The 19127-nt window shown below is 67.7% G+C and carries 28 protein-coding genes; all 28 read right to left on the bottom strand.

Annotation, left to right across the window (positions count from 1 at the left end):
- Positions 1 to 122: 122 nt before the first annotated feature.
- Positions 123 to 953: a type I methionyl aminopeptidase gene (gene map, locus BIU94_RS11460; protein ID WP_083404779.1), complete on the bottom strand. Its 831-nt coding sequence runs from the start codon at positions 951 to 953 to the stop codon at positions 123 to 125.
- Positions 954 to 961: 8 nt separating this feature from the next.
- Positions 962 to 1552 carry an adenylate kinase gene (locus tag BIU94_RS11455; protein WP_071259842.1) on the bottom strand — a complete coding sequence of 197 codons (591 nt, stop codon included), beginning with the start codon at positions 1550 to 1552 and terminating at the stop codon, positions 962 to 964.
- Entirely contained in the window at positions 1549 to 2871 is a 1323-nt protein-coding gene (gene secY / locus BIU94_RS11450; protein WP_071259837.1) for a preprotein translocase subunit SecY, read from the bottom strand. The genes BIU94_RS11455 and secY overlap by 4 nt, the downstream gene beginning before the upstream one ends.
- A 148-nt stretch (positions 2872 to 3019) precedes the next feature.
- The gene (rplO, locus tag BIU94_RS11445; RefSeq protein ID WP_071259834.1) at positions 3020 to 3484 is read right to left on the bottom strand and encodes a 50S ribosomal protein L15; all 465 of its coding nucleotides are present in this window, start codon (positions 3482 to 3484) and stop codon (positions 3020 to 3022) included.
- Entirely contained in the window at positions 3481 to 3666 is a 186-nt protein-coding gene (rpmD, locus tag BIU94_RS11440) for a 50S ribosomal protein L30 (protein ID WP_173168934.1), read from the bottom strand. Before rpmD ends, rplO begins: the two co-directional genes overlap by 4 nt.
- Positions 3666 to 4445 carry a 30S ribosomal protein S5 gene (gene rpsE, locus BIU94_RS11435; protein ID WP_071259828.1) on the bottom strand — a complete coding sequence of 260 codons (780 nt, stop codon included), beginning with the start codon at positions 4443 to 4445 and terminating at the stop codon, positions 3666 to 3668. The genes rpmD and rpsE overlap by 1 nt, the downstream gene beginning before the upstream one ends.
- The gene (gene rplR, locus BIU94_RS11430) at positions 4442 to 4816 is read right to left on the bottom strand and encodes a 50S ribosomal protein L18 (protein ID WP_071259808.1); all 375 of its coding nucleotides are present in this window, start codon (positions 4814 to 4816) and stop codon (positions 4442 to 4444) included. The genes rpsE and rplR overlap by 4 nt, the downstream gene beginning before the upstream one ends.
- A gap of 2 nt (positions 4817 to 4818) precedes the next feature.
- Entirely contained in the window at positions 4819 to 5355 is a 537-nt protein-coding gene (gene rplF, locus BIU94_RS11425; protein ID WP_071259805.1) for a 50S ribosomal protein L6, read from the bottom strand.
- A 6-nt stretch (positions 5356 to 5361) separates the two neighbouring features.
- A complete protein-coding gene (rpsH, locus tag BIU94_RS11420) occupies positions 5362 to 5760 on the bottom strand; it encodes a 30S ribosomal protein S8 (RefSeq protein ID WP_017885519.1) in 399 nt (132 codons plus the stop codon).
- Between the two features lie 153 nt (positions 5761 to 5913).
- On the bottom strand, positions 5914 to 6504 hold the full coding sequence (rplE, locus tag BIU94_RS11415; RefSeq protein ID WP_071259802.1) for a 50S ribosomal protein L5: 591 nt from the start codon (positions 6502 to 6504) through the stop codon (positions 5914 to 5916).
- Positions 6504 to 6863 (bottom strand): 50S ribosomal protein L24, encoded by a 360-nt coding sequence (rplX, locus tag BIU94_RS11410; protein ID WP_056121433.1) that lies wholly within the window; start codon positions 6861 to 6863, stop codon positions 6504 to 6506. Before rplX ends, rplE begins: the two co-directional genes overlap by 1 nt.
- A gap of 3 nt (positions 6864 to 6866) precedes the next feature.
- Entirely contained in the window at positions 6867 to 7235 is a 369-nt protein-coding gene (rplN, locus tag BIU94_RS11405) for a 50S ribosomal protein L14 (RefSeq protein WP_071259799.1), read from the bottom strand.
- A 31-nt stretch (positions 7236 to 7266) separates the two neighbouring features.
- A complete protein-coding gene (gene rpsQ / locus BIU94_RS11400) occupies positions 7267 to 7551 on the bottom strand; it encodes a 30S ribosomal protein S17 (protein WP_071259791.1) in 285 nt (94 codons plus the stop codon).
- Positions 7551 to 7871, bottom strand: coding sequence for a 50S ribosomal protein L29 (gene rpmC / locus BIU94_RS18220; RefSeq protein ID WP_071259788.1), 321 nt, complete (start codon positions 7869 to 7871; stop codon positions 7551 to 7553). The genes rpsQ and rpmC overlap by 1 nt, the downstream gene beginning before the upstream one ends.
- Positions 7871 to 8290 carry a 50S ribosomal protein L16 gene (gene rplP, locus BIU94_RS11390; RefSeq protein ID WP_065960031.1) on the bottom strand — a complete coding sequence of 140 codons (420 nt, stop codon included), beginning with the start codon at positions 8288 to 8290 and terminating at the stop codon, positions 7871 to 7873. Before rplP ends, rpmC begins: the two co-directional genes overlap by 1 nt.
- A 2-nt stretch (positions 8291 to 8292) precedes the next feature.
- Positions 8293 to 9090, bottom strand: a complete 798-nt coding sequence (gene rpsC / locus BIU94_RS11385; protein ID WP_022906345.1) for a 30S ribosomal protein S3 — start codon at positions 9088 to 9090, stop codon at positions 8293 to 8295.
- On the bottom strand, positions 9090 to 9482 hold the full coding sequence (gene rplV, locus BIU94_RS11380; RefSeq protein WP_035809257.1) for a 50S ribosomal protein L22: 393 nt from the start codon (positions 9480 to 9482) through the stop codon (positions 9090 to 9092). The genes rpsC and rplV overlap by 1 nt, the downstream gene beginning before the upstream one ends.
- A gap of 25 nt (positions 9483 to 9507) precedes the next feature.
- The gene (rpsS, locus tag BIU94_RS11375; protein WP_017885529.1) at positions 9508 to 9789 is read right to left on the bottom strand and encodes a 30S ribosomal protein S19; all 282 of its coding nucleotides are present in this window, start codon (positions 9787 to 9789) and stop codon (positions 9508 to 9510) included.
- 11 nt (positions 9790 to 9800) lie between these two features.
- Positions 9801 to 10640 (bottom strand): 50S ribosomal protein L2, encoded by an 840-nt coding sequence (gene rplB, locus BIU94_RS11370; protein WP_071259783.1) that lies wholly within the window; start codon positions 10638 to 10640, stop codon positions 9801 to 9803.
- A gap of 18 nt (positions 10641 to 10658) precedes the next feature.
- Positions 10659 to 10958 carry a 50S ribosomal protein L23 gene (gene rplW, locus BIU94_RS11365; protein WP_071259768.1) on the bottom strand — a complete coding sequence of 100 codons (300 nt, stop codon included), beginning with the start codon at positions 10956 to 10958 and terminating at the stop codon, positions 10659 to 10661.
- Positions 10955 to 11614, bottom strand: a complete 660-nt coding sequence (gene rplD, locus BIU94_RS11360; protein WP_071259765.1) for a 50S ribosomal protein L4 — start codon at positions 11612 to 11614, stop codon at positions 10955 to 10957. The genes rplW and rplD overlap by 4 nt, the downstream gene beginning before the upstream one ends.
- Positions 11615 to 11616: 2 nt before the next feature.
- Positions 11617 to 12273 (bottom strand): 50S ribosomal protein L3, encoded by a 657-nt coding sequence (rplC, locus tag BIU94_RS11355; protein ID WP_027466731.1) that lies wholly within the window; start codon positions 12271 to 12273, stop codon positions 11617 to 11619.
- Positions 12274 to 12285: 12 nt separating this feature from the next.
- Complete coding sequence (gene rpsJ, locus BIU94_RS11350; protein WP_017885534.1) at positions 12286 to 12594, bottom strand: 30S ribosomal protein S10; 309 nt, start codon at positions 12592 to 12594, stop codon at positions 12286 to 12288.
- A 508-nt stretch (positions 12595 to 13102) separates the two neighbouring features.
- A complete protein-coding gene (locus BIU94_RS11345) occupies positions 13103 to 13909 on the bottom strand; it encodes a DarT ssDNA thymidine ADP-ribosyltransferase family protein (RefSeq protein ID WP_083404761.1) in 807 nt (268 codons plus the stop codon).
- Positions 13910 to 13989: 80 nt separating this feature from the next.
- Complete coding sequence (locus tag BIU94_RS11340; protein ID WP_071259761.1) at positions 13990 to 14967, bottom strand: DNA topoisomerase IB; 978 nt, start codon at positions 14965 to 14967, stop codon at positions 13990 to 13992.
- 152 nt (positions 14968 to 15119) lie between these two features.
- Positions 15120 to 16307: an elongation factor Tu gene (tuf, locus tag BIU94_RS11335; protein ID WP_071259759.1), complete on the bottom strand. Its 1188-nt coding sequence runs from the start codon at positions 16305 to 16307 to the stop codon at positions 15120 to 15122.
- Positions 16308 to 16454: 147 nt separating this feature from the next.
- Positions 16455 to 18569 (bottom strand): elongation factor G, encoded by a 2115-nt coding sequence (gene fusA / locus BIU94_RS11330; protein ID WP_071259754.1) that lies wholly within the window; start codon positions 18567 to 18569, stop codon positions 16455 to 16457.
- Positions 18570 to 18656: 87 nt separating this feature from the next.
- On the bottom strand, positions 18657 to 19127 hold the full coding sequence (gene rpsG / locus BIU94_RS11325) for a 30S ribosomal protein S7 (protein ID WP_071259751.1): 471 nt from the start codon (positions 19125 to 19127) through the stop codon (positions 18657 to 18659).

Genomic DNA, 19127 nt, shown 5'->3' with positions numbered 1-19127 from the left:
CCTTCCGGCCTCCGACGCGCGGATCCGCTTCCGATTGCGCGCCCGATGGGTGAGAACGCACCCACGGACGGACAGGAGGCCCGGTGCCAGCCGGCACCGGGCCTCCTGTCCGAAGGGGGTCGCTACGGGATCGGGACGGGCGTGACCCCGAGCGGGGCGAGACCCGCTGCGCCGCCGTCAGCGGCCGTCGTCACCCAGATGCCACCGGCGTGCACGGCGACGCTGTGCTCCCAGTGCGCCGCGTCCGAGCCGTCCGCCGTGCGGACGGTCCAGTCGTCGTCGTCCGTCGTGCTGTCGATCGAGCCGGCGGTGACCATCGGCTCGATGGCGACCACGAGACCGGGCTTGACCGCCGGCCCCGCACCGCGGACGCTGTGGTTGTAGACGGGAGGGTCCTCGTGCATCGAGCGACCGATGCCGTGCCCGGTGTAGTCCTCGACGATCCCCCACGTGCCGGACGCGTCGATCGTCTCCTCGATGACGGTGCCGACCTCGTGCAGGGTGCGCGCGTGCGCGAGCGCCGCGATGCCGTGCCAGAGCGCACGCTCGGTCGTGTCGGCCAGCCGCTGCCGCGCCGCGGTCAGCTCGGCGTCGCCGCCGGGCACCACGACGGTGAAGGCGCTGTCGCCGTTCCAGCCGTCCACCTCGGCGCCGGCGTCGACGGAGACGATGTCCCCCACGGCCAGGACCCGGTCGCCGGGGATCCCGTGCACGACCTCGTCGTTGACGGAGACGCACAGGGTGTGCCGGTAGCCGGGGACGAGCTGGAAGTTCGGCACCCCGCCGCCGTCGCGGATCGTCCGCTCGGCGACGGCGTCGAGTTCACCCGTCGTCACGCCGGGCCGGATCGCTGCGCGCACGGCGTCGAGCGCCTCTGCCGTCAGCAGCCCGGGGCGCACCATGGCACGGAGCTCGTCGGGCGTCTTGTAGATCGACGGCTTGCGGAAGCGCACCACGCTGCTCAGACGGCTGCGGTCAGCCCGCGCGACGAGAGGGCGGCCTGGATCCGGTCGCCGACCTCGTCGATACCACCGAGCCCGTCGACGTCGACCACGAGGCCGCGGTCGCCGTAGGCCGCCACGATCGGCGCGGTCTGCTCGCTGTACACCTGCTGCCGACGACGGATGGTCTCCTCGTTGTCGTCGCTGCGGCCCTGGTCGGCGGCGCGCTTGAGCAGGCGGCCGACGAGGGCGTCCTGGTCGGCGACGAGCTGCACGACCGCGTCGATCCCGGTGCCCTGCTCGGCGAGCAGCGCGTCGAGGTACTCGACCTGTCCGACCGTGCGGGGGTAGCCGTCGAGCAGGAAGCCGTGCTCGGCGTCCGACTCGGCCAGACGCGACTTGACGAGCTCGTTCGTGAGCGAGTCGGGGACGTACTCGCCCGCGTCCATGAGCGCCTTCGCCTGCACGCCGAGGGGCGTGCCGTCGGCGACGTTCTTGCGGAAGATGTCGCCGGTCGAGATCGCGGGGATCCCGAGCGAGTCGGCGATGCGGCCGGCCTGCGTGCCCTTCCCGGCTCCGGGAGGTCCGACGATGATGAGACGTGCGCTCAACGGAGAAGCCCTTCGTAGTGACGCTGCTGCAGCTGCGAGTCGATCTGCTTCACGGTCTCGAGGCCGACACCCACGATGATCAGGATGCTGGCACCGCCGAACGGGAAGTTCTGGTTCGCGCCGAACAGCGCCAGTGCTGCCAGCGGGACGAGCGCGATGAGACCGAGGTAGAGCGAGCCGGGCAGCGTCACCCGGGTGAGGACGTAGTCGAGGTACTCGGCGGTGGGACGGCCGGCACGGATGCCGGGGATGAACCCGCCGTACTTCTTCATGTTGTCGGCGACCTCTTCGGGGTTGAAGGTGATCGCCACGTAGAAGTACGTGAACCCGACGATGAGCAGGAAGTACAGGACCATGTAGAACCAGTTGTCACCCGAGGTCAGGTTGCTCTGGATCCAGGTCACCCACGCGGGCGGCTCCGAGCCGTCCGAGGGCTGGTTGAACTGCGCGACCAGGGCCGGCAGGTACAGCAGCGACGAGGCGAAGATGACGGGCACGACGCCGGCCATGTTCACCTTGATCGGGATGTAGGTGTTGTTGCCGCCGTACGTCCGCCGCCCGACCATGCGCTTGGCGTACTGCACGGGGATGCGCCGCTGCGATTGCTCGACGAAGACGACGGCCATCATGATGGCCAGCCCGACCAGGATGACGAGCAGGAAGAGCTCGAAGGACTGCGACTGCTCGATCGCCCAGAGCGCCGAGGGGAACTGCGCTGCGATGGACGTGAAGATGAGGAGCGACATGCCGTTGCCGATGCCGCGCTCGGTCACGAGCTCGCCCATCCACATGATGAGGCCGGTGCCGGCGGTCAGCGTGACGACCATCAGCATGATGGCGTACCAGCTGTCGTTCGAGATGATCGCGGAGCAGGACGACGAGGCGTTCGTGCCGAAGAGGGCGCCGGAGCGGGCGACCGTGATCAGGGTGGTGGACTGCAGCACGCCGAGCGCGATGGTGAGGTAGCGCGTGTACTGCGTCAGCTTCGCCTGGCCGGACTGGCCCTCCTTGTAGAGGGCGTCGAAGTGCGGGATGACCACGCGCAGCAGCTGCACGATGATCGACGACGTGATGTACGGCATGATCCCGAGCGCGAAGACCGAGAGCTTCAGCAGCGCGCCGCCGGAGAACAGGTTGATCAGGTCGTAGAGCCCGCCGGACGACGAGGCGCTGGCGAGACAGCTCTGCACCGCGGAGTAGTCGACGAACGGTGCGGGGATGTACGACCCGAGCCGGAACAGCGCGATGATCGCGAGGGTGAAGCCGATCTTCTTGCGAAGATCGGGGGTGCGCATGATGCGCGCGACCGCTCTGAACACGAGGACTCCGAACTTCTGGGACCGAAGGCCGTCGATCGCGGCCGTACCGGTGTCGGTCGGCAGCGCCGACCCGGCAGACGGATGCCTGCCACTGTCAAGGAAACCGTAACGGCGGCCCGTGCGCAAACGCACGGGCCGCCGACGGGGGTTACTGGGAGACGGTGCCGCCAGCAGCCACGATCTTCTCGGCGGCGGACGCCGAGACCTTGTCGACCGTGACCGTGATCTTCACGGAGATGTCACCCTGACCGAGAACCTTGACCTTCTCGTTCTTGCGGACGGCGCCCTTGGCGACCAGGCCCGCAACGGTGACGTCGCCACCGTCGGGGTAGAGCTCCGAGATCTTGTCCAGGTTCACGACCTGGTACTCGACCCGGAACGGGTTCTTGAACCCGCGGAGCTTCGGGGTGCGCATGTGCAGCGGCATCTGCCCACCCTCGAAGCCGACCCGGACCTGGTAACGGGCCTTCGTGCCCTTGGTACCACGTCCAGCGGTCTTGCCCTTCGAGCCCTCACCGCGACCCACACGGGTGCGGTCCTTCTTGGCGCCCTCGGCGGGGCGGAGGTGGTGCAGCTTCAGCACCTGCACGCGCTCGTTCTTCTCGTCGCTCATGCGTCGACCTCCTCGACCTTCACGAGGTGCGCGACCGTCGCGATGTACCCGCGGTTCTGGGCGTTGTCCTCACGTTCGACCGTACGGCCGATGCGCTTGAGGCCCAGGCTGCGCAGGGTGTCGCGCTGGTACTGCTTCTCGCTGATAACGGACTTGATCTGCGTGATCTTCAGGGTCGCCATCACGCACCTGCCTTCTCGGTCGCGGCACGCAGGGCAGCGGCCTCGGCCTGGAGCAGACGAGCCGGGACGACCCGGTCGACGTCGAGGCCACGACGGCTCGCGACCGCGCGGGGCTCCTCGAGCTGCTGCAGCGCCTCGACGGTCGCGTGCACGATGTTGATCGTGTTCGACGAGCCGAGCGACTTGCTCAGGACGTCGTGGATGCCGGCGCACTCGAGCACGGCGCGGACCGGACCACCGGCGATGACACCGGTACCGGCAGCGGCCGGACGCAGGAGCACGACACCGGCAGCGGCCTCGCCCTGCACCGGGTGCGGGATCGTGTTGCCGACGCGCGGGACGCGGAAGAAGTTCTTCTTCGCCTCTTCGACGCCCTTGGAGATCGCCGTGGGGACCTCCTTGGCCTTGCCGTAGCCGACGCCCACGAGGCCGTTGCCGTCGCCGACGACGACGAGCGCCGTGAAGCTGAAGCGACGACCACCCTTGACGACCTTCGAGACGCGGTTGATGGTCACCACGCGCTCGAGGAACTGGCTGTCGCCACCGCGGTTGTTGCGGTCGCGGCCCTGCTGACGGTCACGCCCGCCACCACGACGGCCGCGCTGGTCGGCGGAGTCGCGGTTGTTGGACGCGGAGCCCGCGGCGGTCTCGACCGGACGCTCGGCAACGGCCGGGGCCTCTGCCTCCTTGCCGGTCGTGGCCTTGGCCGTCGTGTCGGCAGCCGCGTCAGCGGTGGCCTCGACGTTGGCGTCTTCGTTCGTGTTCGCGATGTCGCTCACAGGTTCAGCCCTCCTTCACGGGCACCGTCGGCGATCGCGGCGACGCGACCGGCGTACTTGCTGCCGCCGCGGTCGAAGACCACGGCCTCGACGCCAGCGGTCTTCGCGCGCTCGGCGAGGAGCTCACCGACGCGACGAGCCTTGGCGGTCTTGTCTCCGTCGAACGAGCGGAGGTCTGCCTCCATCGTCGACGCGCTGGCCAGGGTGTGGCCCTTCGAGTCGTCGATGACCTGCACGAACACGTGACGCGACGAGCGGGTGACGGCGAGACGCGGACGAGCCTCGGTGCCGGTGATCTTCTTGCGGAGGCGGTTGTGGCGACGAGCCTTGGCGGCCGCCTTGCTCTTGCCGCGGGTCTTGAGGAGTCCCATGATCACTTACCTGACTTTCCGGCCTTGCGGCGCACGTTCTCGCCGGCGTAACGGACACCCTTGCCCTTGTAGGGCTCGGGCTTCCGGAGCTTCCGGATGTTCGCGGCGACCTCACCGACGGCCTGCTTGTCGATGCCGGCGACGGTGACCTTGTTGTTGCCCTCCACCGCGAAGCTGATGCCCGCCGGCGGCTCGACCGTGATCGAGTGGGAGTACCCGAGCGCGAACTCGAGGTTCGAACCCTTCGCCTGCACGCGGTAACCGGTGCCGACGACCTCGAGGCCCTTGGTGTAGCCCTGGGTCACGCCGATGATGTTGTTGGCGATGAGGGTACGGGTCAGGCCGTGGAGCGAACGCGACTCGCGCTCGTCGTCCGGACGGGTGACGAGGACCTGGTTCTCCTCGACCTTGGCCTGGATGGGCTCCGCGACGACGAGCGCGAGCTCGCCCTTCGGGCCCTTGACCGCCACGTTCTGACCGTCAACGGAGACGGTGACGCCGGCGGGGATGTCGATGGGAAGACGTCCGATTCGTGACATTCTCGATCACCACACGTAGGCGAGGACTTCCCCACCCACGCCCTTCTGCTCGGCTTCGCGGTCGGTCAGGAGGCCCGACGAGGTCGAGAGGATCGCCACGCCGAGGCCACCGAGGACCTGGGGGATCTCCGTCGACTTCGCGTAGACCCGGAGGCCCGGCTTCGAGACGCGCTTGATGCCGGCGATCGAACGCTCGCGCTCGGGGCCGTACTTGAGGTCGATGGTGAGGGTCTGCCCGACGCGGGCGTCCTCCACCTTCCACTCGCTGATGTAACCCTCGCGCTTGAGGATGTCGGCGATGTTCTTCTTGAGCTTCGAGCTCGGGAGTGCGACTGCGTCGTGGTGCGCGGAGTTCGCGTTCCGCAATCTGGTCAGCATGTCTGCGACCGGATCGGTCATCGTCATGGTGTTCGTCCATTTCTCGCCTGGTTTCGACACCCGTTCCACGAATGCCGACCTGAGCGATCGAGTGACCCCGGGGCGGTTCCCCGAGGTCGGTGTGTTCGTGCGTGCGGGCCGGAGGACGTCGATCCCCCGGCCCGCACCGCTCGAAGTAGCTTAGACCGTCTGCTCGTTGGAGCGGAACGGGAAGCCCAGCTGGCGGAGCAGCGCGCGTCCCTCGTCGTCCGTCTTCGCGGTGGTCACGACGGTGATGTCGAAGCCGCGGACACGGTCGATGCGGTCCTGGTCGATCTCGTGGAACACGGACTGCTCCGTGAGACCGAACGTGTAGTTGCCGTTCCCGTCGAACTGCTTGTCGCTGAGACCGCGGAAGTCGCGGATGCGGGGCAGGGCGAGCGAGATGAGGCGGTCGAGGAACTCCCACGCGCGGTCGCCACGGAGGGTGACGTGCGCGCCGATGGCCTGACCCTCGCGCAGCTTGAACTGCGCGATGGACTTGCGGGCGATGTTGACCTGGGGCTTCTGACCCGTGATCGCCGTGAGGTCCTTGATGGCCCCCTCGATGATCTTCGAGTCGCGAGCCGCCTCGCCGACACCGGTGTTCACGACGACCTTGACCAGGCCGGGGACCTGGTTGACGTTCGCGTAGCCGAACTGCTCGGTGAGGGCGGACTTGATCTCGTCCTTGTACTTCTGCTTGAGGCGCGGCTGAACTTTCTCAGTCGTCGCGGCAGTCGTGTCAGTCATCAGAGCTTCTCACCAGACTTCTTGGCGTAGCGGACGCGGACGGTCTTCTTGACGCCGTCCTTCTCCACCTCTTCGGTACGGAAGCCGACGCGGGTCGGCTTCTTCGTCTTCGGGTCGACGATCGCGACGTTCGACACGTGGATCGAGGCCTCGTGCTGCTCGATGCCGCCGGTCTTCGAGCCGCGCTGCGTCTGTCCGACGCGGACGTGCTTCGTGACGAAGTTCACGCCCTCGACGACGACGCGGTTCTTGTCCTTGAGGACCTCGATGACCTTGCCCTGCTTGCCACGGTCGCCGCCACGCTCCTGCGTCGCGCCCGTGATGACCTGGACGAGGTCACCCTTCTTGATGTTCGCCATGGCTTACAGCACCTCCGGCGCGAGCGAGATGATCTTCATGAACTTCTTGTCACGGAGCTCGCGACCGACCGGACCGAAGATGCGCGTACCGCGCGGGTCGCCGTCGGCCTTGAGGATCACTGCCGCGTTCTCGTCGAACTTGATGTAGGAGCCGTCCTGACGACGGGTCTCCTTCTTGGTGCGAACGATGACCGCCTTGACGACGTCACCCTTCTTCACGTTGCCGCCGGGGATGGCGTCCTTCACCGTGGCGACGATGATGTCACCGAGGCCGGCGTAGCGACGACCCGAGCCACCGAGCACGCGGATGGTCAAGATCTCCTTGGCACCCGTGTTGTCGGCGACCTTCAGGCGGGATTCCTGCTGAATCACTGCTGTCTCCTATTCCGAAGCAGGCCGGGGCCTACTTGGCCTTCTCGAGGATCTCGACCAGGCGCCAGCGCTTGGAGGCGCTGAGGGGACGGGTCTCGCTGATCACGACGAGGTCGCCGACACCAGCGGTGCCGAGCTCGTCGTGGGCCTTCACCTTGGACGTGCGGCGGATGATCTTGCCGTAGAGCGCGTGCTTCACGCGGTCCTCGACCTCGACCACGATGGTCTTGTCCATCTTGTCGCTCGTCACGTAGCCACGACGCGTCTTGCGGTAGCCGCGGACGACGGCGGCGGAGTTCTTCTCTTCGTTCGCCATCAGTTCTCCTCGGCGGTCTCGGCCTCGGTCGACTCAGCCGACTTGTCGGCCTTCTTCGTCGTCTTCTTGGCCTTGGTGGCGGTCTCGACGGGCGCAGGAGTGGCACGGATGCCGAGCTCGCGCTCGCGCAGGACGGTGTAGATGCGGGCGATGTCGCGCTTGACGGCACGGAGACGACCGTGGCTCTCCAGCTGGCCGGTGGCCGACTGGAAGCGGAGGTTGAAGAGTTCCTCCTTGGCCTTCTTCAGCTCGTCAGCGAGACGCTCGTTCTCGAACGTGTCGAGCTCCGTCGGACGGAGCTCCTTGGAACCGATCGCCATTATGCGTCGCCCTCCTCGCGCTTGATGATGCGTGCCTTGAGGGGCAGCTTGTGGATTGCGCGGGTCAACGCCTCGCGGGCGATGTCCTCGCTGACGCCGGAGAGCTCGAAGAGCACCCGGCCGGGCTTGACGTTGGCGACCCACCACTCGGGCGAACCCTTACCGGAACCCATTCGGGTCTCGGCCGGCTTCTTGGTGAGCGGGCGGTCCGGGTAGATGTTGATCCAGACCTTGCCGCCACGCTTGATGTGACGCGTCATGGCGATACGAGCGGACTCGATCTGCCGGTTGGTCACGTACGCCGGGGTGAGCGCCTGGATACCGTAGTCGCCGAAGCTGACCTTGGTGCCACCGGTCGCCTGACCCGAACGCTTCGGGTGGTGCTGCTTGCGGTGCTTGACTCGACGGGGAATAAGCATGGTTACGCCTCAACTCCTGCGCCGGCCGGCGCGTCCTGCGGGGCCTGCTGCTGACGGCCGCCGCGGTCGCCGCCACGGCGGTCGCCGCGCTCGCCACGGGGGCCGCCACGACGCTCGGGGCGCGACGAACGCTGGTTCGCCTGCTCGCGAGCGAGCTCCTTGTTCGTGATGTCGCCCTTGTAGATCCAGACCTTCACGCCGATGCGACCGAACGTCGTCCGGGCCTCGTAGAAGCCGTAGTCGATGTTGGCGCGGAGCGTGTGCAGGGGCACGCGGCCCTCGCGGTAGAACTCCGAGCGCGACATCTCGGCGCCGCCGAGACGACCGGACACCTGGATGCGGACACCCTTGGCGCCGGCGCGCTGTGCACCCTGCAGGCCCTTGCGCATGGCGCGACGGAACGCGACACGAGCGGAGAGCTGCTCGGCGATGCCCTGCGCGACGAGCTGGGCCTCGGTCTCGGGGTTCTTGACCTCGAGGATGTTCAGCTGGATCTGCTTCTTGGTGAGCTTCTCGAGCTCGCCACGGACGCGCTCCGCCTCGGCGCCGCGGCGGCCGATGACGATGCCCGGACGTGCCGTGTGGATGTCCACGCGGACACGGTCACGGGTGCGCTCGAGCTCGATGCGGGCGACGCCGGCGCGGTCGAGGGTCTTCTTCAGGTACTCGCGCACCTTGATGTCCTCGGCCACGTAGTCGGCGTACCGCTGACCCGGCTTCGTGCTGTCGGTGAACCAGTGCGAGACGTGGTCCGTCGTGATCCCGAGACGGAAGCCGTACGGGTTGACCTTCTGGCCCATTACTTGCTCGCCTTCTTGCTCGTCGCGGCAACCTCGGCCTCGTCCGGCGTCGCGAGGACGACCGTGATGTGGCTGGTGCGCTTGTTGATGCGGAAGGCGCGGCCCTGGGCGCGCGGCTGGAACCGCTTCAGGGTCGTGCCCTCGTCGACGAAGACGCGGCTCACGTAGAGGTCGCGCTCGTCGAGGAAGCTGTTCGTCGAGTCAGCCTTGACCCGTGCGTTCGCGATCGCCGAGGCGACCAGCTTGTACACGGGCTCCGAAGCGCCCTGGGGGGCGAACTTCAGGATGGCGAGCGCCTCGTGGGCCTGCTTGCCGCGGATCAGCTCGATGACGCGACGGGCCTTCTGAGGCGTGACGCGGATGTGTCGCACGCGTGCGATCGACTCCACCATTTCGTTCCTCCTCTGCGTCCCCGCGTTAGCGGCGACGGCCCTTCTTGTCGTCCTTCACGTGACCACGGAAGGTGCGGGTCGGCGCGAACTCGCCGAGCTTGTGACCGACCATCGACTCGGTGACGAACACCGGGATGTGCTTGCGGCCGTCGTGCACGGCGATCGTGTGCCCGAGCATGTTCGGGACGATCATCGAGCGACGCGACCAGGTACGGATCACGTTCTTGGTGTTGGCCTCGTTCTGCGTGACGACCTTGCGAAGCAGGTGCTCGTCGACGAAGGGGCCCTTCTTCAGACTGCGTGGCATCTTCGGAACTCCTACTTGCGCTTCTTGCCGGCGTTACGGCGACGGACGATGAGCTTGTCGCTCGGCTTGTTCGGCTTGCGCGTACGACCCTCGGCCTGACCCCACGGGCTGACGGGGTGACGACCACCGGAGGTCTTGCCCTCACCACCACCGTGCGGGTGGTCGATCGGGTTCATCGCGACACCACGCACGGTCGGGCGGACGCCCTTCCAGCGCATGCGGCCGGCCTTGCCCCAGTTGATGTTCGACTGCTCGGCGTTGCCGACCTCGCCGATCGTGGCGCGGCAGCGGGCGTCGACGTTGCGGACCTCGCCCGACGGCAGACGGAGCTGCGCGTAGGGGCCGTCCTTGGCGACGAGACGCACCGAGGCGCCGGCCGAGCGGGCCATCTTCGCGCCGCCACCGGGGCGGAGCTCGATGGCGTGCACGACGGTACCCACGGGGATGTTGCGCAGCGGCAGGTTGTTGCCGGGCTTGATGTCGGCGCCGGGGCCCTGCTCGATGACGTCGCCCTGCTTGAGCTTGTTCGGCGCGATGATGTAGCGCTTCGTGCCGTCCACGTAGTGCAGGAGCGCGATGCGCGCGGTGCGGTTCGGGTCGTACTCGATGTGCGCGACCTTGGCGTCGACGCCGTCCTTGTCTGAGCGACGGAAGTCGATCACGCGGTACTGGCGCTTGTGGCCACCACCGATGTGACGCGTGGTGATGCGGCCGGAGCTGTTGCGACCACCGGTCTTCGGCAGCGGACGAAGCAGGGACTTCTCCGGAGTCGAACGGGTGATCTCGGCGAAGTCGGCGACCGACGAGCCGCGACGACCGGGGGTCGTCGGCTTGTAGTTACGAATAGCCATGATTTATCCCTCTGGTCCTCAGCCGACAGCCGTGAAGATGTCGATCGAACCGGACTTGAGCGTCACGATGGCGCGCTTGGTGTCCTTGCGCTTGCCGAGACCGAACTTGGTGCGACGGGTCTTGCCCGGGCGGTTCAGCGTGTTGATGCTCGCGACCTTGACGTCGAAGATCTTCTCGATGGCGAGCTTGATCTCGGTCTTGTTCGAGCGGGGGTCCACGATGAACGTGTACTTGCCCTGGTCGATGAGCCCGTAGCTCTTCTCCGAGACGACCGGCGAGATGATGACGTCGCGCGGGTCCTTGTTGAAGCCGCTCATGCGGTGATCTCCTTCGCGGTCTTCGACGCGATGAAGGCGTCGAGGGCGCTCTTGCTGAAGACGAGCGCGTCGGCCTTCAGCACGTCGTAGGCGTTGAGCTGGCCGTGCGTGAGCGCGTGGACGTTCGGCAGGTTGCGGATCGACTTGAGCGTGAGCTCGTCGTCCGACTCGAGCACGACGAGCACGTGCTTGACGGGCGCGACCTTCTCGAGCAGCGTGCGGGCGGTCTTGGTCGACGGCACCTCGGCCGCGACGAAGCCCTCCACAGCGGAGATGCGGCCACCGCGGGCGCGGTCCGAGAGCGAGCCGAGCAGAGCCGCGGCGATCATCTTCTTCGGGGTGCGCTGCGAGTAGTCGCGCGGGGTCGGTCCGTGGACGACGCCACCGCCGGTGTGCTCCGGAGCGCGGACCGAACCCTGACGGGAGCGGCCGGTGCCCTTCTGCTTGAACGGCTTGCGACCGGCACCGCGGACTTCGCCACGGTTCTTGGTCTTGTGGGTGCCCTGACGCGCGGCTGCGAGCTGCGCGGTGACGACCTGGTGGATCAGCGGGACGTTGGTCTCGACGTCGAAGAGCGCTGCGGGCAGCTCGATGCTGCCGGCGACGGCGCCAGTCGCGTCGAGGACGTCGATCGTGGTTGCGGTCTCGGTGGCCATGATCACTTACCCTTCACGGCGGTGCGGACGAAGACGGAACGGCCACGAGCGCCGGGGACGGCGCCCTTGACGAGCAGCAGACCCTTCTCGGCGTCGACGGCGTGCACCGTGAGGTTGAGGACGGTCACGCGGTCGCCACCCATGCGGCCCGCCATGCGCATGCCCTTGAAGACACGCGACGGGGTCGAGGAGGCACCGATCGAACCGGGCTTGCGGTGGTTGCGGTGCGCACCGTGCGAGGCGCCGACGCCGTGGAAGCCGTGGCGCTTCATGACACCGGCGAAGCCCTTGCCCTTGGAGGTACCGACGACGTCGACCTTCTGGCCCGCCGTGAACGTGCCGTCCACGGTGAGCTCCTGGCCGAGCGTGTACTCAGCGGAGTCGTTGGTACGGATCTCGGTGAGGGTGCGACGCGGGGTCACGCCAGCGGCCTCGAAGTGGCCGGCGGCCGGCTTGTTGACCTTGCGCGGGTCGATGGCACCGGCGGCGATCTGGATCGCCTCGTAGCCGTCGCGCTCAGCGTTGCGGATCTGGGTGACCACGTTCGGGCCGACCTCGATCACGGTGACGGGGATGAACTTGTTGTTCTCGTCCCACACCTGGGTCATCCCGAGCTTCTTGCCGAGGAGGCCCTTGACGGTCTTGGTTGAGTTCGCCATTGGTCAGCCCCCTTACAGCTTGATCTCGATGTTGACGTCAGCCGGCAGGTCGAGTCGCATGAGCGAGTCCACGGCCTTCGGCGTCGGGTCGACGATGTCGATGACCCGCTTGTGCGTGCGCTTCTCGAAGTGCTCGCGCGAGTCCTTGTACTTGTGAGGGGAACGGATCACTGCGATCACGTTCTTCTCGGTGGGGAGCGGCACCGGGCCGACCACGGTCGCACCGGCACGGGTCACCGTGTCGACGATCTTCCGGGCCGACGTGTCGATGACCTCGTGGTCGTACGACTTGAGCCGGATGCGGATCTTCTGTCCCGCCATGTGTCTCTTGTCCTCTCTGCGCCGCGCACCCTCTGGCCGCCTGACGCCGCTCGGCTCTGCATTCCTGCAGACCGTGCTGTTTTCCTGAACCAACCGGCCGCATCCGCTGGGGATGACCGCTGTTCACCTGTCAACCGCGCGGGCGACCATGGCCGTCCAGCGTGGGCAATCGACTTCCTCGCACTCCGGGCGCAGCAGTGCTGCGTCCGTCATGACCTCGGGGAGTCGTGTTCTGCTGCCTGCGGCCCAACCCAGCCCTGCTGGACAGGGGGGTTGTGCACTGCCAGAGCAGTGATCCTGCGGACTCGCACCCGCGGGGAATTCGGAACCGGACAAGTCTCGCATGTCCTCGGCCGACGTGCAACCCGGGCGTGTCGCGACATGCCGGGCGTGTCCGTGCCGGCCCGCTTCCCCGGATCCGCGCGGATCGGCCGGCCTGGAGGCACGGGTCACCGCCGTCACGCAGAGCGCCCTCCGGAGATGGTCCGGAGGGCGCTCGTGGGGACGTCTACTCGGCCGTCACCGGGGGCACGAACCACGGCGGGAAGACCGCCACCCGCGGCGCGTGGCCGCCGTGGTCGGCGAGCACCGCGCGCACCGTCTGGCGGGCCTTGTCGTTCGGCACACCGATGACGGCGACCGACGAGAACGGCACGCTCGGGCCGGCCAGCAGCTCGAGGTCGTGCATCTCCGGGTCGGTGAAGTCCGTGCGGCGGATGAGGTTCGTCGCGGCGTCGGGGCCGACGGCGAACCGGACGTCCTCGGCGTCGGCGTCCTGGTCGGCGACGATGACCGACGCACCGAAGGTCGACACCGGGACCACGAGCACGATGTAGTCGACGGCACGGGTGCGCCGCGCCGCGTCCGACCAGCGCTCGCCCTCGGCGCCGGAGCGCAGCTCGTCCCACCGCGTCGCGTCGGGCGAGAGCAGGAACGGCACGTGGCCGGCGACGGGCGAGCCGTCGGGGGCGTGCGCGTCGACGCGGGCGGTGCGGGTCTCCGGGGAGCTCACGTCGACGGCGGGCTCGGCCTGCTCGGCGGCCAGGATGGCGCCGGCGCCGACGATGCCGTCGAGGTTGTCGATGTGCGTCACGTGGTGTGCCCGCAGCGCGGAGAAGACCCGGGCCTCCGGGAGCTCCGGCGTGGGCGACCGCAGCGACGTGCCCGGGCCGGAGGCCGGCGGGTCGGCGCGGAGGTTCGTAGTGATGCGGGTCCGCCGCTGGGTCGGTGCTGCTGGGGTGTCGGACACCTCGCGCTGGCGGGGCGCGCAGATGTCGCAGAGCTCGATGGGGAAACCGTGGATGCACTCGGTCACGACTGTTGGGGGTCCTTCCGTGCCGTGTGGGGGTGGTCCGGCACGTCGACCAACGCTACGTCATCCGGACCGCCACGCGGTCACTGTCGGTAGAGCAGGGCACGCACCTCGGACTCCGCGGAGCCGAGGCGGTCGGGGTCGATGGTCTCGCCGTGGTCGTAGGCGTCGAGCAGACGCGGGTCGATGTAGCTCTGTCGGCACACCGTCGGGGTGTTGCCGAGTTCCTCGCTCGCGGCCTTCACTGCGTGCGAGACCGCCTTCTTGCGCTTCGCCTGCGTCGACTCCGGTCCGGTCTTCGCCAGGTCGACCGCGGCGGCGACCGTGCCGTGCAGGGTCCGGAAGTCCTTCGCGGTGAACTCGTCCCCCGCGCGTTCCTTGACGTAGGCGTTGATGTCCTCGGCGGACAGCGGCTCCCACTCGGCACCGCGGCGCTCACGGAAGGACAGCAGCCGCGCGTTCGGTCCGCGGCGCTTCATGCCGGCGATGACCCGGGCGAGGTCGGCGTCGTGGATCGACGAGGACCACTCCTGCCCGCTCTTGCCGGGGAAGTCGAGCTCGATGTCGTCGCCGGAGACGTGGGCGTGCGCACACAGCAGCGTCGAGAGCCCGCGGCTGCCGTGCTCCGTCGCGTAGCGCTCCGAGCCGACCCGCAGCGACCCCTGGTCGAGCATGCGGAACGCAGCGGCCAGCGCGCGCTGCCGGTCGGGCTCGGGACGCCGCAGGTCCATCGTGACCCCACGACGCGCGACCGGCAGGGACTCGGCGAGGGCCAGGGCCCGGTCGTACTTGATGCGGTCCATGCGCTCGCGCCAGGACGGGTGGTACATGTACTGGCGCCGCCCCGCACCGTCGATCCCGGTGGCGAGGATGTGCCCGTTCTCGTACGGCGAGATCCACACGTCGTCCCACGCCGGCGGGATCACCAGGGCGTCGAGTCGCTCGCGCACGTCCTTGTCGGTCACGGTGCTGCCCGACGGGTCGCGGTACGAGAACCCGCGCCCGCTGCGGAGGCGGTGGTAGCCACGACCGTTGGTCGTGGAGCGGCGGAGACGTGTCACGTCCCTCAGCAAACTCCGACACGCCTGTGACGCACCACGGATCGGCGTGCACCGACGCGCCGGGGACGACCCGGGCCTCCCGTCCGTCGCCCGCGGACGACGAAGCGGGGCCGGGCCCGAAGGCCCGACCCCGCTCGCGCAAGGAACCGGAGTTACTTGATGATCTTCTCGACCGTACCGGCGCCGACCGTACGACCACCCTCACGGATGGCGAAGCGGAGGCCCTCCTCCATGGCGATCGGCTGGATCAGCTCGACCGTCATGGCGACGGTGTCACCGGGCATGACCATCTCGGTGCCCTCGGGCAGCGTGATGACGCCGGTGACGTCCGTGGTGCGGAAGTAGAACTGCGGGCGGTAGTTCGCGTAGAACGGGTTGTGACGCCCACCCTCGTCCTTGGTCAGGATGTACGCGTTCGCCTGGAACTCGGTGTGCGGCGTGACCGAACCCGGCTTCACGACGACCTGGCCGCGCTCCACGTCCTCGCGCTTGAGGCCACGGATGAGCAGACCGGTGTTGTCACCGGCGACCGCCTGGTCGAGCAGCTTGCGGAACATCTCGATGCCCGTGACGGTGGTCTTCTGCGTCGCGCGGATGCCGACGATCTCGACCTCCTCGTTCAGGTTGAGCGTGCCACGCTCGACGCGACCGGTGACGACCGTGCCACGACCGGTGATCGTGAAGACGTCCTCGATCGGCATCAGGAACGGCTGGTCGGTGGCGCGCACCGGGTCCGGCACGTTCTCGTCGACCTGGGCCATGAGGTCCTGGACCGACTTGACCCACTTCTCGTCGCCCTCGAGCGCCTTGAGCGCCGAGACCTGCACGACGGGGGCGTCCTCGTCGAACTGCTGCGAGCCGAGGAGCTCGCGGACCTCGAGCTCGACGAGCTCCAGGATCTCCTCGTCGTCCACCATGTCGGACTTGTTCAGCGCGACGACGATGTAGGGGACGCCGACCTGGCGGGCGAGCAGGACGTGCTCACGCGTCTGGGGCATCGGGCCGTCGGTGGCGGCGACCACGAGGATCGCGCCGTCCATCTGCGCCGCACCCGTGATCATGTTCTTCACGTAGTCGGCGTGACCGGGGGCGTCGACGTGCGCGTAGTGACGCTTCTCGGTCTGGTACTCCACGTGGGAGATGTTGATCGTGATGCCGCGCTGGCGCTCCTCGGGAGCGTTGTCGATCTGCGCGAAGTCACGGGCCTCGTTGAGGTCCGGGTACTGGTCGTGCAGAACCTTGGTGATCGCCGCCGTGAGCGTGGTCTTGCCGTGGTCGACGTGACCGATGGTTCCGATGTTGACGTGCGGCTTGGTGCGCTCGAACTTGGCCTTGGCCACTGTGGGTCCTCCTCAGGACTCGGAAAGCGTCACCTCCGGCCGGCCCTGGATGGGCTCGGACGTCGGTGCGCGGTGTTGTGTCGTTACTTTACTTGGTGGCGAGGGGCCCGTCGCCGGGCACCCCCGCCTGTGGAGAAGCGCTGAGCGCTACTCCCCCGCGTTCTTCGCGATGATCTCCTCGGCGACCTTGGCCGGGACCTGGCTGTAGGTCTCGAAGGTCATCGAGTAGACCGCACGACCAGAGGTCTTCGACCGCAGGTCGCCGACGTAGCCGAACATCTCGGACAGCGGCACGCTCGCGCGGACCACCTTGACGCCCGAGGCGTCCTCCATCGAGGCGATCTGGCCACGACGGGAGTTCAGGTCACCGATGACGTCGCCCATGTACTCCTCCGGAGTACGGACCTCGACGGCCATGATCGGCTCGAGGATCGCCGGACCGGCCTTGCGGGCCGCTTCCTTGTAGGCGATCGAACCGGCGATCTTGAACGCCATCTCGGACGAGTCGACGTCGTGCGCCGCGCCGTCCTTGAGGATGGCCTTCACGCCGACCGTCGGGTAGCCCGCGAGGATGCCGACCTGCATGGCGTCCTGGATACCGGCGTCGACCGACGGGATGTACTCACGCGGCACGCGACCACCGGTGACGGCGTTCTCGAATTCGTAGACCTTCTCGGCCGTGACTTCCATCGGCTCGAGGGCGATCTGCACCTTCGCGAACTGGCCGGAACCACCGGTCTGCTTCTTGTGCGTGTAGTCGTAGCGCTCGACGACCTTGGTGAGCGTCTCGCGGTAGGCCACCTGCGGCTTGCCGACGCTCGCCTCGACCTTGAACTCGCGCTTCATGCGGTCGACGAGGATGTCGAGGTGGAGCTCGCCCATGCCCTTGATCGTCGTCTGACCGGTCTCGGCGTTGAGCTCGACGCGGAACGTCGGGTCCTCTTCGGCGAGCTTCTGGATGGCCGTGGAGAGCTTCTCCTGGTCGGCCTTCGTGTTCGGCTCGATGGCGACCTCGATGACCGGCTCCGGGAACGTCATCGACTCGAGGACGACCTGGTTGGTCGGGTCGCACAGGGTGTCACCGGTGGTGGTGTCCTTGAGGCCGATGACCGCGTAGATGTGGCCCGCGGTCACGTTGTCGACCGGGTTCTCCTTGTTGGAGTGCATCTGGAAGATCTTCCCGATGCGCTCCTTCTTGCCCTTGGTCGAGTTGATGACCTGGGCACCGGACTCGATCGAGCCGGAGTACACGCGGACGTAGGTCAGACGACCGAAGAAGGGGTGCACCGCGACCTTGAACGCGAGGGCCGAGAACGGCTCCGACGCGTCGGGCTTGCGGATGATCTCCTTCTCCTCGTCCTTGACGTCGTGGCCGATCATCGGCGGCACGTCGAGCGGGGACGGGAGGTAGTCGATGACGGCGTCGAGCATCGGCTGGACACCGCGGTTCTTGAAGGCCGAGCCACAGAGGACGGGGTAGACCTCGGAAGCGATCGTGAGCTTGCGGATCGCGCTCTTGATCTCGTCCTTGGTGAGCTCCTCGCCGCCGAAGTACTTCTCGAGCAGGGCGTCGTCGGTCTCGGCGACGCGCTCGATCAGCTTGGCGCGGTACTCGTCCGCACGGTCCTTGAGGTCCGCGGGGATCTCCTGGACCTCGTACTGGGCGCCCATGGTGACGTCACCCTTGGCATCGCCCGGCCAGACCTTGGCGTGCATCTCGATGAGGTCGACGATCCCGACGAAGTCGTTCTCGGCGCCGATCGGGAGCTGGAGCACGAGGGGCTCCGCGCCGAGGCGGTTGATGATGGTGTCGACGGTGAAGTAGAAGTCGGCGCCCAGCTTGTCCATCTTGTTGACGAAGCAGATGCGCGGGACGTCGTACTTGTCCGCCTGACGCCACACGGTCTCGGACTGGGGCTCGACGCCCTCCTTGCCGTCGAAGACGGCGACCGCACCGTCGAGGACGCGGAGCGAGCGCTCCACCTCGACCGTGAAGTCCACGTGACCGGGGGTGTCGATGATGTTGATCTGGTTGTTGTCCCAGAAGCAGGTCGTCGCGGCCGACGTGATCGTGATGCCGCGCTCCTGCTCCTGCGCCATCCAGTCCATCGTGGCAGCGCCGTCGTGGACCTCACCGATCTTGTGCGTGATGCCCGTGTAGAACAGGATGCGCTCGGTCGTCGTGGTCTTGCCGGCATCGATGTGCGCCATGATGCCGATGTTGCGGACCTTGTTCAGGTCGGTGAGCACGTCCTGTGCCACAGGGTTCCTCCGGAAGAGTTGTAGGAGAGGTTGGCGGCCGTCCGGGCGCCGACGGTGGTGACCACCGGCGCCCGGACGGTGCCGGGACTACCAGCGGTAGTGGGCGAAGGCCTTGTTCGACTCGGCCATCTTGTGCGTGTCCTCGCGGCGCTTGACCGCGGCACCGAGACCGTTCGACGCGTCGAGGATCTCGTTCATGAGACGCTCGGTCATCGTCTTCTCGCGACGGGCCTTGGCGTACGAGGTCAGCCAGCGGAGCGCGAGGGTGTTCGCGCGGTGCGGCTTGACCTCGACCGGGACCTGGTAGGTCGAGCCACCGACGCGGCGGCTGCGGACCTCGAGGGTCGGACGGACGTTGTCGAGCGCCTTCTTGAGCGTGGCGACGGCGTCCTGCTGGTTCTTGGCGGTGACGCCTTCGAGTGCACCGTAGACGATGCGCTCGGCGAGGCCCTTCTTGCCGTCCAGCAGGATCTTGTTGACCAGCTGGCTGACGATGGGGGCGCCGTAGACCGGGTCGGCGACGACGGGACGCTTGGGAGCGGGACCCTTGCGAGGCAT

This window comes from Curtobacterium sp. MMLR14_006, assembly GCF_001864985.1.
Taxonomy (GTDB): Bacteria; Actinomycetota; Actinomycetes; order Actinomycetales; family Microbacteriaceae; genus Curtobacterium.
The sequence above is the reverse complement of the archived record's forward strand: the minus strand, read 5'-3'. Positions and strand labels throughout refer to the sequence as shown.